Here is a 15,428-nt window from a genome sequence, read left to right on the forward strand (position 1 = left end):
CACGCCCACTCTGCTCGTTAAGCCCACTCGGCTGCCGTGCAGCGCCAGGTCGCGCGCCCCTGAGGGTCGCGACCGCGCTGCAGGCGGACGGCAAGGGCGTGCGAGCGGCCTCGGTGCACCATCCGGGCCGCGATCTCGGCGGCACCGATGTCGACCATGGTGATGTGCACCGACACGACCCGTGGGCTGTGGCGCGGGCCGCCGGAGACGAACCGGTCGGTCACGTAGCGGTGCAGCTGCTCGTACACGTCGCGGCTGAGCCACGGCCCGAGCTGGCGCACGGGCCGAACACCGGTGATCACCTCGGCCAGCGCCTGCGTGAAGCGGGCGCACCGGTGGCGCAGCTCGCTGGCGTCGCCGCGCTCCACCGGCACCGGCAGGAGCGGTGCCGAGGAGGTGAACGGCAGCGGCACCTGGCGCGGTGCGAACGGGTCGGTGGCGAGGGCGGTGGCGGTGATCATCGTGCTCCTGGCGGGTCGAGGCGTTGTCCGGGATGAATCAGGTCGGGGTCGGGGCCGATGACGGCGCGGTTCGCGCCGTGCCAGGCGCGGACCCGGTCGCTCACGGCGGCGTCGTCGGCGACGGGGGAGCGCTCGCGCACGATGGACCACAGGCTCTCGCCGGGTGCGACGACGCGTGCGGACGGGGCGGGGGCTCGGGCCGGCTCCGGCTGCGGGGCAGCCGTCGGCGGGCGCTCGGGCAGGGACAGCCCTTGGAGCGCGTCGACGTCGCTGGTGCTGGCGTGGCTCGGCGCCTGCACCGCCATGACGGCGCCGGTGGCGAGCAGGGCGCGCAGCAGGGGAGGGGCGAGTCGCGCCGCGAGCCTGCGGTCGACGAGTGCCGCGAGCAGCCCGACGCACCACCAGGCGGCCCAGGCCAGCAACAGGGCGGTGAGCACGGTGCGCAGTGCAGCCTCCGGCCCCATGGTCGTCAGGTCGTGCATCCGATCCCCCGATCGATGAGCCACTGACGTCCGATGGAGGCATTTGACGACAGATGGCGTGTGATGGCGACCAGCGAAGCGCATGCCGACCCCGCCGTCAACGGGTGCGTTGGCGGCCTGTGGAGATCAGGTCAGGACGAAGCGCGGGAGCGCAGCCGCCGGTTCTCGCTCTGGAGCCGGGCCAGCTGCTCCTCGAGGGCGAGCACGCGCTCGATGCCGGCGAGGTTCAGCCCCTCGGCCAGCAGGTCGCGGATGCGTACGAGGCGCCGCAGGTCGGTGCGGCTGTAGCGGCGGGTGCCGCCGGGCGTCCGGGTGGGCTCGAGCAGGCCGCGACGCTCGTACACGCGCAGGTTCTGGACCTGCATCGAGACCATCTCGGCCGCCACCGAGATCGCGTAGACCCCGGCCTCGTCGTCGTCGCGCATGCTCCACCTCCGTTGGAACTGAACTCTACTTGACAAGGAATATGAAATGACGAATATAGGTTTCAACGGATGAACCCATCACCACCCAGCGAGGAGGAGACGACGATGATGATCCGCACCACCGACCCGTTCCGTGACTTCGACCGCCTGACCCAGCAGCTCTTCGGGACGACGAACCGACCGGCCATCATGCCGATGGACGCCTGGCGCGAGGGCGACACCTTCGTGGTCGAGTTCGACCTCCCGGGCGTGACGAAGGACAGCATCGACCTCGACGTCGAGCGCAACGTGCTGACGGTTCGCGCCGAGCGCGTCGCGCGCAACGGCGACTGGGAGATGCTCGCCTCCGAGCGCCCCCGTGGCGCGTTCAGCCGCCAGCTCGTGCTGGGCGACAACCTCGATCTTGAGCGGATCGAGGCCGCCTACGACGCCGGCGTGCTGCGCCTGAGCATCCCGGTCGCGGAGCGGGCGAAGCCGCGCAAGATCCAGATCGGCGGCGCCAGCGAGAGCACCGCGATCGAGGCCTGACCCGCCCCTTCCCCCGAGGACACCGTGGGGCCTCCGTGCGAGGCCCTACGGTGTCCTCATGCGTTGGGACCGACTCTTCGCCGACCTCGAGGGCGCGGCGATCGACGAGCACGCCGACGAGCGCGACGCCCTCGCGGAGGACCTGCGCGACGAGCAGTGGGCCGCTCTGGCGTGGACCGACCTGCTCGGGGGTGCCGACGTCCGGCTCGACGTCGTGGGCCTGGGCGAGATCGGTGGACGGGTCACCGGGGTCGGCGATGTGGTGCTCGTGCAGGACGAGACGTCCCGCATCGTCGTGCTGCCCGAGGCGATCGCGGCCGTGGTCGGGCACGACGGTCGTGCTGCCGCGGCACCGACGGTCTCGAGGACGCGGCGCCAGGTCGCCCGTGCCGTGCGCGACGCGGGCGTGGAGGTGCGCGTGGTGCGGCGCGACGGCCGGACCATCGAGGGACCCATCGTGGAGGTCGGCGCGGACTTCGTGCAGGTGGCCGCCGCCGGGCTGCGGGTCAGTCTGCCGTGGGCGTGGATCGCGGCTCTCGTGCCGCGTTGACCGAGGTCTCTCGCGCGGTGCGCTCGTACTGCCGGGCGATGTAGTCCTCGAGGGCACTGGCCTCGATCCGCCACATCTTGCGTCCGCCCACCTGGAAGCCGCGCAGCTCGCCCGACTTCAGCAGTCCCCACACGACCCGCACGTCGACCTTGAGGGTCTCGGCGACGTCGTTCGCCGTGAGGAACTGATGCTCGGGGGCCATGGCGCCCATTCTCACACGCAGCACCGGCGACGAGGCGCACGTCACGCCCGGACTGTGGACGACCGGTGGCAGCCGCGGGTCGCGACCCCGTATGACTGGCCCATGCATGTCACGGGGGGTGACACGTCCCGGCGCGCGCTCGCCCGGCGCACCTCGATCTCCAGATGGCGCCAGCCGCGACTCGTGCTCGGTGCCGTCCTCGTCCTGGCCTCAGCCGTCGCCGGCGGCTGGCTCGTCGCCACCGCGCGCGACTCCACCGACTACTGGCTCGTTCGCGCCGAGGTGAGGGCCGGCGACCCGGTCGATCCCTCGCAGCTGTCGCCCGTGGCCGGTCGGGTGGAGGCGGCGGCGGCCGACTCGCTCGTGCCGGCCGGCGAGGGCGTGCCGCGCGGCGTGTGGGCGCGCGACGCCGGCCCCGGCACGCTCGTCACGCGCGACGCGGTCACGGCATCGGTCGACCGCGGTCGCGAGCTGGCGATGGCGGTGCCCGCGGGCACCGCCCCGCCGGACCTCGCCGCGGGCGACCGGGTCGACGTGTGGGCGGGGCCCGGCGAGAGCGGTGACCCGAGCCGGTCCACGCGGCGCGTCCTCGTCGACGTCCCGGTCGTCTCGCTGTCGGGGGTCGACGGCACCGGCTCGCGCACCCTCGTCGTCGACACGGGCCGTGGCGGACCCGGCGGCGACGTGGTCGCCGCGCTGGGCACCGGTCACCTCACCGTCGTGCGGGTCCCGTGAGCGCGACCGGGTCCCTGCGCGTCGCGGTCGCGGCGTGCGGGGCGCACTGGGAGGCGGTGGCGCTCGCCGAGATCGAGTCCGACCCGCGACTCGTGCTGGTCCGCCGCTGCGTCGACGTCGCCGACCTGCTGGCCACGGCCGGAACGCACCGCCTCGACCTGGCCCTCGTCGCCGTCGACAGTCCCGGCCTCGACGCGGGTGTCGTGCAGCGACTGCTCCAGCTCGGCGTCCGGCCGGCCGCCGTCGAGGGCGACGGCTCGCCCCTGGGGATCGACCAGTCGGCGCGTCTCGGTGCGCTCGCCGACGCGGCGGCCACACCGGTCCCCGAGCCGGAGCGCGAGAGCGAGCCCGGCCTGCTCGTGGCGGTGTGGGGCGCCACCGGCGCACCGGGCCGCAGCTCCCTCGCGGTGTCGCTCGCGGCGGCGGCAGCGGCGACGGGTCGCTCCACCGCGCTGGTGGACGCCGACGTCTACGGCGGGTCACTCGGCCAGCTGCTCGGGGTCCTCGACGAGGTCAGCGGGATCATGGCCGCCTGCCGCGACGTCAATCGTGGGCGGGCGGGCGTGGCCGGGACGCACCTGCTGCGGCTCGCCCCGCACTGGGACCTGCTCACCGGCCTGCCCCGCTCGGACATGTGGCACCACCTGCGGCCCGACGCCCTCGAGGCCGTGCTGCGCGACCTGCGCCGCGACCACGAGCTGGTGGTCGTCGACTGCGGCTTCGGGGTCGAGCCGGCGATGGGTCAGGGGCCGTCGCGCGACCAGGTCACCCGACGCGTGCTCGACCTCGCCGACGAGGTGATGGCGGTCGGCCGGGTCGATCCGGTGGGCCTGGCACGACTCGTCCGCGCGCTCGACGACGCGGGTCCGTGGAGGCGACCGCCGCGGCTGGTCCTGAACGGATTCCGGGCCTCGCTGGGCTGGACCGAGCGCGAGGTCGCCCAGACGGTCCGCGAGCTCACGGGCGTCACGCCGTGGGCGTTCCTGCCCCAGGACGGCGCTGGTCACGACCTTGCCCTGATGACGGGTCGTCCACTCCGCGAGGTCGCGCCGACCTCGGGCTACGTGTCGCGCGTCGAGCGGCTCGCGTCCGAGCTGGTGGCGGCGCGGTGACGCGGCTCAGGTCACAGGAGGCTGCCCTCGCCGATCGCGTCGTAGACGCCCACGATCTCCGAGCCCAGCACGAAGGCGCCGGTGGCGAACAGCGCCACGAGCAGGCTGCGGAGGAGCCAGGCCGCGACCTCGGGCATCCGACGTCCCACCCGGCGCCACAGCAGCCAGCCCGCCACCAGGACGATCGTCACCGGGAAGAGCGGGAACACCCACGGCACCAGCGCGAGCCACGTCCAGCCGCCACGCTGCCATGGCGAGCCGTCGCGCACGGCCCGGTCCACGGCCGGCGGCATGAGCAGGCAGAACACCAGCGGCACCGCCAGGGTCAGCGCGATGGCGGCCCACGTCGGCTCGAGCCGGGTGAAGTCCACGCCCTCGTCGTGCACGAGCGCCGCGCCGACCATCACGGTGCCGCCCACGGCGACCGAGAGTCGACGGAACCACGGCGGACCGAGCGCGAGCCAGCCCAGCGCGAGGTAGATGCCGGCGCCCAGGACGCCCAGGGCCGCGCCGGTCATCAGCAGCTGGAACGTCCCCGACGTCGTGAACTCGCCCATGGGGAAGCCGTCGTCGGTGATCGTCCCGTGGTCCTCGGGGTTCAGGCTCGCCAGCAGGGCCATGAACAGCCGGCCGCCGATGCCGCCCACCAGCAGCCCCAGCGCGGCGCCGACCCACGAGGCGGCGGCGAGACGGCGCGCCGCGGTCACCGCCGGCGCCGACGTTCGGGTGCGTGTCTCCATCCGGGGAGGATGGCACGGTGAGGGCCGGGCTGTCAGCGACTCGCAGCCTTTTCGTTGCCCGTTCGACGGGTGGGTCGGGTGGTAAGTTTCTGGGCTACCGGCGGACCGGACCGAGGCGAGGACAGCAGGGGATCGCATGCAACGACTGAGCCCTCTCGACGCGATGTTCCTGCACCAGGACCATCCCGAGACGCCCCGTCAGGTCGCCTCGCTGGCGATCCTCGAGCCGGGCGACCGGCCCCTCGACTACGACCGCCTGATCCAGGTCATCAACGACCGCATCGACCTCGTGCCGCGCTACCGCCAGGTGCCGCGGCGGATCCCCGGCGGCATCGGCATGCCGGTGTGGGCCGACGACGAGCACTTCGACCTGTCGCTGCACGTGCGCCGCTCGGCGCTCCCGCGGCCCGGCGGACGCGACGCCCTGCACGAGCTCGTCGGACGGCTCATCGCCCGACGGCTCGACCACGAGCGCCCGCTGTGGGAGCTCTACCTCATCGAGGGGCTCCAGGGCGGCGAGATGGCGCTGCTGTTCAAGTCGCACCAGGCGCTCGTCGACGGCTCGCACACGGTCGACCTCGCGCAGGTCCTCCTCGAGGAGACCCAGCGCGACCGTACGATCCCGCACGACGAGTGGACCCCGCGCGCCATGCCCGGCACGGTCGAGCTGCTGGCCGGCTCGGTGCGCTCCCAGCTGAGCCACCCGGCCGAGCTGCTGTGGAACGGCGAGTACCAGTGGTCGCGCGTCGCCTCGCACCTGCCGGTGCTGGGACCTGACGCCGCCACGCACGGCCCCCTCACCGCCACCTTGTCGCGACACCGGCGCTTCACCTCGGTGAGCGCCCCCTTCAGCGAGTTCCGACGGGTCCGCGACGAGCACGGCGGCACGGTCAACGACGTCATCCTCGCGGCGATCGCGGGCGGCCTGCGCGGCTGGATGCTCACCCGCGCCGAGCCCGTCACCGCCAAGACCAGCTTCCGGGCCATGGTGCCGATGTCCGTCACCCGCGACGGCCAGGCAGAGGGCGGCCACCCGACGTCGCTCGGCCCTCTCGTGCGCGGGCTCATGCTCACGCTGCCGGTGGGGGAGTCCAACGCGGTCGTGCGGCTGCACCAGGTCTCCTACGCGCTCAAGGGACACCGCGAGACCGGCTCGGCGGTGGCGGCCAACAAGCTGGCCAACCTGCCCGGCTTCGCCACCTCCACCTTCCACACGGTGGGCGCCCGGGTGGCCGCCGACGAGGCGAACCGGCCCTACCACCTGGTCATCACCAACGTGCCCGGTCCGCAGGACCCGGTCTACATGGCGGGCCAGCAGCTCAAGGAGATCTTCCCGGCGATCCCGCTCACGGGGCACCGGGCGATCTCGGTGGGCGTCACGTCCTACGACGGCCGGGTGTTCTTCGGCATCGTCACCGACCGCGAGGCGGTGCCCGACGCCGACGTGCTGGGCCAGTGCATCCTGGAGGCCCTGGAGGAGCTGACCGAGACGATCGGTCCGAGGCGAGCGCGGGCACCGCGCGGACGGAAGAGGCCCACATGAGCAGGACCCGCGTCTACGCGGCCGCCGACGCCGCGCTGCTGCGCGCGCTGGCCGACGACCGGCCGATCACGCCCGAGCGCGTCACCGCCGCCTCGCAGGACGAGGAGGACGAGTACGACGCGTTGCTGACCGCGGCCGAGCAGGGGCCGGTCGTGGTGTGCGCCGAGCTCGACGACGAGGACGGCCAGATCGTGCTGCGGGACGTGCAGTCGTTCCACGTCGACGCCGACGCCAGCGGCGACCTGGCCTGGTACGCGCCGCAGGAGCTCGCGCAGGTCATCGCGCTGCTGGCCGCACGCTGAGGGCTCACGCCCGCCAGTCGTAGTCCATCTGCCGCGCCACGCGGGCGCCCAGGCCGCCCTCGATCCGGTCGACCAGGTGCAGCGCCAGGTCGATGCCCGCGGAGATGCCCGCCGAGGTGTAGACCTCGCCCTGCCGGATCCAGCGCGGTCCGTCGACGACGTCGAGGCGCGGGAACCGCCTGGCCAGAGCGGCTTGGTCCTCCCAGTGCGTCGTGACGCGCTGGTCGGTGAGGATGCCGGCCTCGGCCAGCAGGAAGGCGCCGGTGCACACCGACGCGATCGTGGGCGTGGCCGCACGGGCGGCGATCCACTCGATCACGCGGGCGTCGCGCTCCACCGCGTCGGTGACGCCGCCGGGCACGAGCAGCAGGTCGAGGTCGGGCGCGTCCTCGAGCGAGGCGTGGGTGCCCAGGACCAGCCCACCACGGGCGACCACGGAGGATCGCCCGGGGTGGGCCGAGACGAGCGTGACGGTGAGCTCGGTGGGGGCGGGCTCGCGGCCCAGCAGCCGGGCCGCCACCGAGAACACCTCGAAGGGCCCGCACGCGTCGAGCACCTCGACGTCGTCGAACGCGAGGATGCCGTACCTCACGCGCGGGTCCTCGACGTCACAGCTGGGTCTTGCCGAACTCCACCTCGTCGCGCAGCGAGGCGGAGATCGCCTTGGCGACCTCGGGCTCGATGCGGCGACCGATGAGCGGGAGCGAGACCTTGACGTCGCCGTCGAGCGACATCGTGGTGGAGGAGGCGGTGCCGGCGATCGTGGACGTGCCGGTCATGCGCGCGGGCTGGCCGTGGATGTCCACCGAGACGTCGGCGGTGCGACCGCCCGAGGCATCGGCCGGGCCCCACTTCTCGACCTGGGTCACGGTGACCGAGTCGCCCGTGAGCTTCTTGATGAAGTCGGGCATGTCCGACTCCATCGTGCGCACGATCGTGACGACCGTCCTGCCGCCCTGCTCCTCCACGGTGACCGTGTAGTCGCGGGCGCCCTGGCGCTCGCACGACTGCTCGCGGAAGGTCTGGTCGCTGACCAGCCCGAAGACCTGCTCGGGGCTGGCGGGGTACTCGTACCGCTCGGTGAGCTTCACGCGTTCTCCTCAGGGGTGGGGGTGCCCTGGCCGAGCCCCTTGAGCTCGGCCAGGCGGGCCTCGATCTCGAGCTGGCCGGCGTCGGCCTCCAGCTCGGCGAACTGGGCGTCGAGGCTGGAGGAGGTCAGCTCCTGCTGACCGCGCACCTGCGCCTCGACGCGACGGACGCGGTCCTCGTAGCGGCTCAGCTCGCTCGTGGGGTCCAGGATGTCGATCGACTTGATCGCGTCGTTGACCTGCGCCTGGGCCTCCGCCGAGCGGTGGCGGGCGACGAGCTCGTCGCGCTTGCTGTTGAGCTCGGTCAGCTTGGTGCGCATCCCGACGAGGCCGGTCTTGAGCTTCTCGACGACCTCGCTCTGCTGCGCGATCATCGGGGCGGCGGCCTTGGCCTCGTTCTCGGCGGTGATCTGCTTGCCCAGCGCGAGCTTGGCGAGCTGGTCGAAGCGGTCGGCCTCGCCCGCGTGGCCGCCGGCTCGCAGCTGGTCGGCCTTGTTGGACGCGGCGATCGCCTTGGCGCCCCACTCCTTCGCGGCGGCGACGTCCTCGGCGTGGTCGGCCTCGGCGAGGCGCAGGTTGCCGATCGTCTGGGCGACGGCCTGCTCGGCCTCGGCGATCGAGTTCGTGTAGTCGCGGACCATCTGGTCCAGCATCTTCTGCGGGTCTTCCGCCTTGTCGAGCAGCGCGTTGATGTTCGCCTTCGTCAACTGGGAGATGCGTCCGAGGATGGACTGTTTCTGAGCCATGCGTCGAGCATAGTGGCGAACGTGAGCGTGAAGGTGGTGTCGCCGGGACGGCTCTGCACCGAGGCGTCTCCGCCGTGGGCCTGCATGATGGCGCGCACGAGCGACATGCCCAGGCCCGCTCCGCCGGCGCTGCGCGTGCGCGACGAGTCGCCGCGCGTGAAGCGCTCCCAGACCACGGGGACGAGGTCCTCGGACAGGCCCGGGCCGTCGTCGTGCACCTGCACGCGCGTCGGGCCGGTGAGGATGCGCACGGTCACGGTGGTGCCCTCCGGGGTGTGACGCGTGGCGTTCGTCAGCAGGTTCGTCACGGCCTGGTGCAGGCGCAGCTCGTCGCCCTCGACCGAGACCGGCTCGGGCGGCACCTCCAGGCGCCACTTGCGGCGCGGGTCGACGACGCGGGCGTCGGCCACGGCCTCGACGACGAGGTGGGTCAGGTCGACCTCGCGCTGCTCGAGCGAGCGCCCGGAGTCGAGCCGCGCGAGCAGCAGCATGTCCTCGACGAGCGCCGTCACGCGACCGACCTCGGACTCGATTCGCGCGAGGGACTCCTTCGGGTCGGCGTCGGTGCGGCGGGTGAGCTCGGCGTAGCCGCGGATCGTGGTCAGGGGAGTGCGCAGCTCGTGCGACGCGTCGGCGAGGAACTGGCGCACCTGCTGCTCGCTCTCGTGCCGCGCGTGGAGCGCGTCGTCGACGTGGCCGAGCATCTGGTTGAAGGCGGCGCCCACGCGGCCCACCTCGCTCACGGGGTCGGTCAGCTCCTCGGGCACTCGCGGGGTGGAGGCGACGTCGCCGCTGGCCAACGGCGTCTCGGCGACCTCGTGCGCCACGGCGGCGACCTGCTGCAGCGGCCGCAGCTGGCGGCGGACGATCTCGCGCGCCACCACCGCGGCGGCGCCGATGCCCAGCAGCGACAGCAGCACCTCCCAGCCGATGAGGCTGCGGATCGTGTCGTCGACGTCGTCGGTGGGCAGGCCGAAGGCCACGCGGTCGCCCGTGGCGTTGGTCGTCGCCGCGACCCGGTAGGACCCGAGATCGGGCAGCTCCACGGTGCGCGGCTCGGAGCCGACCTCGGCCTCGCTCATCGCGTCCACCGCCCCGGCGGACAGCTGGCTGAGCTGGCCACGGTCGGTGATGCGCACGCCGATGCGGCAGGCCGAGCCGAACACGGCCGTGACGCTGCCGGCGTTCTGTCCCGGGGGCAGGGTCGGCAGGTCGCCGCAGTCCGTGACGAGCCCGCTCGATCCGGCACCCGGTCCCTCGACGCGCTCGGCCCGCTCGACCGCTCGCTGCAGGTCGCGGTCGAGGCGCTCCATGAGCGACGACCGCATGATGATCGTGGCGGTCAGGGCGACCAGCATGCTGACGACCGTCACCAGGGCGACGGAGGAGGCGATCAGCCGGCCCGTCAGGGTCTGCGGCCGCATCAGGACGCCGGCGCCTTCAGGACGTAGCCGGCGCCGCGCTTCGTGTGGATCATCGGCTCGCGCCCGGCGTCGATCTTCTTGCGCAGGTAGGAGATGTAGAGCTCGACGATGTTGTCGTTGCCGCCGAAGTCGTAGTCCCAGACCCGATCGAGGATCTGCGCCTTGGACACGACCCGCCGCTCGTTGCGCATGAGGTAGCGCAGCAGCTCGAACTCGGTGGCGGTCAGCTCGATCGGCGTGCCGCCTCGCGAGACCTCGCGGCCGTCCTCGTCGAGCTCGAGATCGCCGACGACGAGCGTCGGGGTCTCGACCTGCTGGCGCCCGCCGGCACGTCGCAGCAGGCCGCGCAGCCGCGCCACGACCTCCTCGAGGCTGAAGGGCTTGGTGACGTAGTCGTCGCCGCCCGCGGTGAGGCCGGCGACGCGGTCCTCCACGGAGTCGCGGGCGGTCAGGAAGATGACGGGGACGTCGGGGGAGAAGGCGCGCACCTTCGCCAGCACCTCGAGCCCGTCGTAGTCCGGCAGCATCCAGTCGAGGATCATCGCGTCGGGCGCGAACTCGCGCGCCGCGGCGACCGCCTTGCGGCCGGTGCCGGCGATGCGGACGTCGAAGCCCTCGTAGCGCAGCGCCATCTGGAGCAGCTCGGCGATGTTGGGCTCGTCGTCGACCACGAGGACGCGCACGGGGGTGCCGTCGACACGGGTGAGGGCAGGGGCGACGCTCATGGGTCCAGTGTGGACCGATGGGCGCGGGAACGGCTGAGTCCGTCCTGTGAGTCCGCTGTGCGCCCTGGAATCACAGCGGTGTCATTAACACACTCCAACCCTAAAGTTCAACTTTAAGTTCATTTCGGCGTGTCGGTGGTCTAGGCTGTCGCCCATGCGCCGGTTGGGACTCGTGGGACTCGTGTGCCTTTTCGTCATGGCAGGGCTCACCGCCACCCAGACCTCGGCGCAGGCGTTCACCGTGATCTGCACCGGCAAGACCAAGTCCGAGGTCGCCACGTGCGACCTCTCCGGCTACGCCGAGGTGATGCACCAGATGCACTGGCGGATGTACGCCGGGCACAACTGCACGAACTACGCCGCCTGGCGGATGAAGAAGGCCGGGGTGCCCGAGCCGAAGATCCTCATGGGCAACGCCCGCGACTGGCACACCAACGCCAAGAAGCTCGGCTACCTCGTGGACAACCGACCCGCCGTCGGCTCGATCGCGCAATGGTCGAAGGCCGCCAGCCACGTGGCCTACGTCGAGCAGGTCGGCTCCGGCTTCCTGATCCTGTCCGAGGACAGCTACACGTCCAAGACGTACCGCCGGTACAAGGTGCTGACGGGCGCCTCCTGGTACCCCGAGCGGTTCATCCACTTCAAGGACGTCGCGGCCCCGCCGCCGGCCGAGTCCGACCCGACCCCCGCTCCGACGACCCCCGCGCCGGCCCCGGCGGTCACCTCGAAGGTCACCGTCTCCGGACCGGCGAAGGTCACCACCTCGGCCAAGCCGAAGGTGACCGTGAAGGTCGCGGCGGCGAAGGGCGTCGTGCCGCAGGGCACGGTCCGCGTCCGTCGCGGCGGCGTCACGGTCAAGACCGTGACCCTCAAGGCCGGCCACCGCGGCTCGGTCGCCGTCACGCTGCCCAAGATGAAGCGCGGCAAGCAGTGGATCTCGGCGGTGTTCGACGGCAGCGCCCAGGTCCGCAAGGCCACCAGCCCCACCATCAAGGTGGTCGTGACGAAGCCGGCGAAGGTCGTCTCCGCGAGGACCGCGATCGTCCTGCCGGCGAAGCAGTTCACGGTCGGAACGCGCCCGACGGCCACGGTCACGGTCACGCCCACGGACGGGCGCACCACGACCAACGCCGTCTCGGTGTACGTCGACGGCAAGCGGATCGCCTCGCCGAAGCTGACGAAGGCGAAGAAGGGCAAGGTCACCGTCCGTCTGCCCGCTCTCGCGCCCGGCCGTCACACGATCCGGGCGACCTACTGGGGCTCCAGGACCGTTCGCCGCTCGAAGGCCAGGGCCCAGGCGTTCGCGGTCGTCGAGCCCACCACCGTCCGCGCCTCGCTGGCGAAGGCCGCGGTGCGCTCGAACGAGCCCGCCCAGGTGGTCGCCACGGTCGGCACGGCACGCGGCGTCGCGCCCGCTGCGGGCGAGGTCTGGGTGCTGGCCGACGGCGCGAAGGTCGCCTCCGCACCGCTCTCGGCCGCGGCCCGCGGCACCGTCACGGTGGCGCTGCCGGTCCTGGCGCCCGGCACCCGCGCGATCTCGGTGCAGTACCGCGGCTCGACCTACCAGACCGCCTCGGCCACGGGGACGCTCCCGCTGCTGGTCCAGGAGCGCTCGATCACGGGCACCTCGCTGTCCGCCACGACGATCAAGTCGACCGCGCAGGCGAAGCTGACCATCTCGGTCCACTCCGGTCGCACGGTGCCGCAGACGTCCGGCGCGGTCGCCGTCCTGGTCGGCGGCAAGCAGGTCGCCACGGTCACCCTGACCGCCGCGTCGAAGGGCAAGGTCGTCGTCACGCTGCCGAAGCTGGCGGTGGGCAAGCACGCCGTCAGCGCCTCCTTCGGCGGCACCGACCTCCTGGAGCCGTCCACCAGCGTGGTGCGGACCCTCACCGTCACGAAGTAGGCGTCCCGGGGCCCGTGCGTGGGCACGTACCCTTGATGTCATGCCTGTCGACTCCGTCTACGCCCGACTCGAGCCGCTGCTCTCGGGAGTCTCCAAGCCGATCCAGTACATCGGCGGTGAGCTCAACTCCACCGTCAAGGACTGGGACGAGGCCGACGTCCGCTGGGCGCTGATGTACCCCGACGCGTACGAGGTCGGCCTGCCCAACCAAGGCGTCCAGATCCTCTACGAGGTGCTCAACGAGCGCGAGGGCATCCTGGCCGAGCGCACGTACGCCGTCATGCCCGACATGGAGGCCGTGCTGCGCGAGCACGGCATCCCGCAGTTCACGGTCGACGCCCACCGCCCGGTCGGCGCGTTCGACCTCTTCGGCCTCAGCTTCTCCACCGAGCTGGGCTACACGAACATGCTGACCGCGCTCGATCTCGCCGGCATTCCGCTGCACGCGGTCGACCGCGACGAGTCGCACCCGATCGTCCTGGCCGGCGGCCACAGCGCCTTCAACCCCGAGCCGATCGCCGACTTCGTCGACGCCGCCGTCATGGGCGACGGCGAGGAGGTCGTCCTCGCGATCAGCGAGGTCGTCCGCGAGTGGAAGGCCGAGGGCCGTCCCGGCGGCCGCGACGAGGTGCTCGCGCGCCTGGCCGCGTCCGGCGGCGTCTACGTGCCGAAGTTCTACGACGTCTCGTACCGCCCCGACGGCCAGATCGGCGCGGTCGTGCCGAACCGACCCGGCGTGCCCACCCGAGTCGCGAAGCACACGCTGATGGACCTCGACAGCTGGCCGTACCCGAAGAAGCCGCTCGTGCCGCTGGCCGAGACCGTGCACGAGCGCTTCAGCGTGGAGATCTTCCGCGGCTGCACGCGCGGCTGCCGCTTCTGCCAGGCCGGCATGATCACGCGTCCCGTCCGCGAGCGCTCGATCCGGACGATCGGCCAGATGGTCGACAACGGCCTCAAGCAGTCCGGCTTCGAGGAGGTCGGCCTGCTCAGCCTGTCGAGCGCCGACCACTCCGAGATCGGCGAGGTCGCCAAGCAGCTCGGCGACCGCTACGAGGGCACCAACACCTCGCTCTCGCTGCCGTCGACCCGCGTCGACGCCTTCAACATCACGCTGGCCAACGAGTTCAGCCGCAACGGCCGCCGCTCCGGCCTCACGTTCGCCCCCGAGGGTGGCAGCGACCGCATGCGCAAGGTCATCAACAAGATGGTCAGCGAGGACGACCTGATCCGCACCGTCGCCGCGGCGTTCTCGCACGGCTGGCGCCAGGTGAAGCTCTACTTCATGTGCGGCCTGCCCACCGAGACAGACGAGGACGTCCTGCAGATCGGCGAGCTCGCCAAGCGCGTCATCGACACCGGCCGCGAGGTCTCTGGCCGCCGCGACATCCGCTGCACCGTCTCGATCGGCGGTTTCGTGCCCAAGCCGCACACGCCGTTCCAGTGGGCCTCGCAGCTCGACCACGAGACCACCGACGAGCGCTTGCGCAAGCTGCGCGCCTCGGTGCAGTCCGACAAGCGCTACGGCAAGGCCATCGGCTTCCGCTACCACGACGGCAAGCCCGGCATCGTCGAGGGACTGCTGTCTCGCGGCGACCGTCGCGTCGGCGGCGTCATCGAGGCCGTGTGGCGCGACGGCGGCCGCTTCGACGGCTGGAGCGAGCACTTCAGCTACGACCGCTGGGCGCAGCAGGCCGCCGAGGTCCTGGAGCCGCAGGGCGTCGACCTCGACTGGTTCACCACGCGCGAGCGCGACCACGACGAGGTCCTGCCGTGGGACCACATGGACTCCGGTCTCGACCGTGAGTGGCTGTGGGAGGACTGGCAGGACGCGATCGACCCCGACGGCGCCGTCGAGGTCGAGGACTGCCGCTGGACCCCGTGCTTCGACTGCGGCGTGTGCCCCGAGATGGATCTGGAGATCCAGATCGGTCCCACGGGCCAGAAGCTCCTGCCCCTCTCGGTGGTCTGACATGGCCGACCAGTCTCCGCGCCAGTCGCTGGTGTTCGCCGCCCTCACGGGCCTGGCGTCGATCGTGCCCATCTGGCGCGCCCCGCGTCCCGTCCGCTTCGCGCTGGTCGCGGGCACGGGCCTGGTCGCCGGTGGCGCCGCCTACGTCGCGCTCACCCGACCCGATCTCATCGACGCCGACCGCGAGCCGGTCGCCGCTCCGCAGTCAGCAGCCGTCGGCACGGGCGTCGCGGTGCTGGCCGGGGGAGCGACGGCGGTGGGATTCGCCGTCGACCGCGCCTTCGAGCAGGGCCTCGTCCGCCGCGGCGTGAAGCACCCCCGCCTCGTGCTCGGCACCGCCGGCGCGGTGCTGTCGTACGCGATCGACGTGCTCGACCGCCGGTTCGACTCGAACTAGCCCGACGTTTCGCCCTGGCTCTCCGACCGCCCCGGCCCCGACTCTTGTGGCGGGATTCGGCCGGATCCGCCTCGGACGGGCGAAAGGCGT

At 72.3% G+C, this 15,428-nt stretch carries 19 protein-coding genes; 9 read left to right on the top strand and 10 right to left on the bottom strand.

What is annotated here, in order from left to right; translation table 11 throughout:
• Nucleotides 1-17 precede the first annotated feature (17 nt).
• From BJ975_RS03065 to BJ975_RS03075, 3 genes are all read right to left on the bottom strand, one after another.
• Nucleotides 18-461 (bottom strand): Rv3235 family protein, encoded by a 444-nt coding sequence (locus BJ975_RS03065; RefSeq protein ID WP_179423524.1) that lies wholly within the window; start codon nt 459-461, stop codon nt 18-20.
• Complete coding sequence (locus BJ975_RS03070; RefSeq protein WP_179423526.1) at nt 458-943, bottom strand: LysM peptidoglycan-binding domain-containing protein; 486 nt, start codon at nt 941-943, stop codon at nt 458-460. The genes BJ975_RS03065 and BJ975_RS03070 overlap by 4 nt, the downstream gene beginning before the upstream one ends.
• 131 nt (nt 944-1,074) lie before the next feature.
• Nucleotides 1,075-1,368 carry a MerR family transcriptional regulator gene (locus tag BJ975_RS03075; protein WP_179423528.1) on the bottom strand — a complete coding sequence of 98 codons (294 nt, stop codon included), beginning with the start codon at nt 1,366-1,368 and terminating at the stop codon, nt 1,075-1,077.
• Nucleotides 1,369-1,473: 105 nt separating this feature from the next.
• Between BJ975_RS03075 and BJ975_RS03080 the strand changes: the two genes are divergently transcribed.
• Nucleotides 1,474-1,896, top strand: a complete 423-nt coding sequence (locus BJ975_RS03080; RefSeq protein WP_269307060.1) for an Hsp20/alpha crystallin family protein — start codon at nt 1,474-1,476, stop codon at nt 1,894-1,896.
• A 58-nt stretch (nt 1,897-1,954) separates the two neighbouring features.
• Entirely contained in the window at nt 1,955-2,446 is a 492-nt protein-coding gene (locus tag BJ975_RS03085) for a hypothetical protein (RefSeq protein WP_179423530.1), read from the top strand.
• On the opposite strand, the gene BJ975_RS03090 is transcribed toward BJ975_RS03085, so the two are convergent.
• The gene (locus BJ975_RS03090; protein ID WP_223302971.1) at nt 2,403-2,648 is read right to left on the bottom strand and encodes a helix-turn-helix domain-containing protein; all 246 of its coding nucleotides are present in this window, start codon (nt 2,646-2,648) and stop codon (nt 2,403-2,405) included. The two genes, BJ975_RS03085 and BJ975_RS03090, sit on opposite strands and share 44 nt — an antisense overlap.
• Before the next feature lie 102 nt (nt 2,649-2,750).
• Between BJ975_RS03090 and BJ975_RS03095 the strand changes: the two genes are divergently transcribed.
• Nucleotides 2,751-3,383, top strand: a complete 633-nt coding sequence (locus BJ975_RS03095; protein ID WP_179423534.1) for a hypothetical protein — start codon at nt 2,751-2,753, stop codon at nt 3,381-3,383.
• Entirely contained in the window at nt 3,380-4,495 is a 1,116-nt protein-coding gene (locus BJ975_RS03100) for an AAA family ATPase (RefSeq protein WP_179423536.1), read from the top strand. The genes BJ975_RS03095 and BJ975_RS03100 overlap by 4 nt, the downstream gene beginning before the upstream one ends.
• An 11-nt stretch (nt 4,496-4,506) precedes the next feature.
• Here the strand turns inward: BJ975_RS03100 and BJ975_RS03105 are convergent, their stop codons facing one another.
• Nucleotides 4,507-5,235 (bottom strand): hypothetical protein, encoded by a 729-nt coding sequence (locus BJ975_RS03105; RefSeq protein WP_179423538.1) that lies wholly within the window; start codon nt 5,233-5,235, stop codon nt 4,507-4,509.
• 136 nt (nt 5,236-5,371) lie between these two features.
• Between BJ975_RS03105 and BJ975_RS03110 the strand changes: the two genes are divergently transcribed.
• Together BJ975_RS03110 and BJ975_RS03115 are read left to right on the top strand one after the other, a co-directional pair.
• Nucleotides 5,372-6,778 carry a wax ester/triacylglycerol synthase family O-acyltransferase gene (locus tag BJ975_RS03110; protein WP_179423540.1) on the top strand — a complete coding sequence of 469 codons (1,407 nt, stop codon included), beginning with the start codon at nt 5,372-5,374 and terminating at the stop codon, nt 6,776-6,778.
• On the top strand, nt 6,775-7,080 hold the full coding sequence (locus BJ975_RS03115; RefSeq protein WP_179423542.1) for a hypothetical protein: 306 nt from the start codon (nt 6,775-6,777) through the stop codon (nt 7,078-7,080). The genes BJ975_RS03110 and BJ975_RS03115 overlap by 4 nt, the downstream gene beginning before the upstream one ends.
• Before the next feature lie 4 nt (nt 7,081-7,084).
• Here BJ975_RS03115 and BJ975_RS03120 read toward each other — a convergent pair whose 3' ends face one another.
• From BJ975_RS03120 to BJ975_RS03140, 5 genes are read right to left on the bottom strand one after another with little or no spacing between them, the layout of a single operon-like run.
• Nucleotides 7,085-7,672, bottom strand: coding sequence for a DJ-1/PfpI family protein (locus BJ975_RS03120; protein ID WP_179423544.1), 588 nt, complete (start codon nt 7,670-7,672; stop codon nt 7,085-7,087).
• A 16-nt stretch (nt 7,673-7,688) separates the two neighbouring features.
• Nucleotides 7,689-8,171: a DUF2505 domain-containing protein gene (locus tag BJ975_RS03125; protein WP_179423546.1), complete on the bottom strand. Its 483-nt coding sequence runs from the start codon at nt 8,169-8,171 to the stop codon at nt 7,689-7,691.
• The gene (locus BJ975_RS03130; protein ID WP_179423548.1) at nt 8,168-8,914 is read right to left on the bottom strand and encodes a PspA/IM30 family protein; all 747 of its coding nucleotides are present in this window, start codon (nt 8,912-8,914) and stop codon (nt 8,168-8,170) included. Before BJ975_RS03130 ends, BJ975_RS03125 begins: the two co-directional genes overlap by 4 nt.
• Nucleotides 8,872-10,338, bottom strand: a complete 1,467-nt coding sequence (locus tag BJ975_RS03135; protein ID WP_179423550.1) for a sensor histidine kinase — start codon at nt 10,336-10,338, stop codon at nt 8,872-8,874. Before BJ975_RS03135 ends, BJ975_RS03130 begins: the two co-directional genes overlap by 43 nt.
• Entirely contained in the window at nt 10,338-11,063 is a 726-nt protein-coding gene (locus BJ975_RS03140; RefSeq protein ID WP_179423552.1) for a response regulator transcription factor, read from the bottom strand. The genes BJ975_RS03135 and BJ975_RS03140 overlap by 1 nt, the downstream gene beginning before the upstream one ends.
• Nucleotides 11,064-11,217: 154 nt before the next feature.
• On the opposite strand from BJ975_RS03140, the gene BJ975_RS03145 reads away from it, so the two are divergent.
• From BJ975_RS03145 to BJ975_RS03155, 3 genes are read left to right on the top strand one after another with little or no spacing between them, the layout of a single operon-like run.
• Nucleotides 11,218-12,969 carry an Ig-like domain repeat protein gene (locus tag BJ975_RS03145; protein ID WP_179423554.1) on the top strand — a complete coding sequence of 584 codons (1,752 nt, stop codon included), beginning with the start codon at nt 11,218-11,220 and terminating at the stop codon, nt 12,967-12,969.
• Nucleotides 12,970-13,009: 40 nt separating this feature from the next.
• Nucleotides 13,010-14,941 (top strand): TIGR03960 family B12-binding radical SAM protein, encoded by a 1,932-nt coding sequence (locus BJ975_RS03150; protein ID WP_179423556.1) that lies wholly within the window; start codon nt 13,010-13,012, stop codon nt 14,939-14,941.
• A gap of 1 nt (nt 14,942) precedes the next feature.
• Nucleotides 14,943-15,338: a hypothetical protein gene (locus BJ975_RS03155; RefSeq protein ID WP_179423558.1), complete on the top strand. Its 396-nt coding sequence runs from the start codon at nt 14,943-14,945 to the stop codon at nt 15,336-15,338.
• Nucleotides 15,339-15,428 lie beyond the last annotated feature (90 nt).

The sequence above is a fragment of the Aeromicrobium tamlense genome (assembly GCF_013408555.1).
Lineage (GTDB): Bacteria > Actinomycetota > Actinomycetes > Propionibacteriales > Nocardioidaceae > Aeromicrobium > Aeromicrobium tamlense.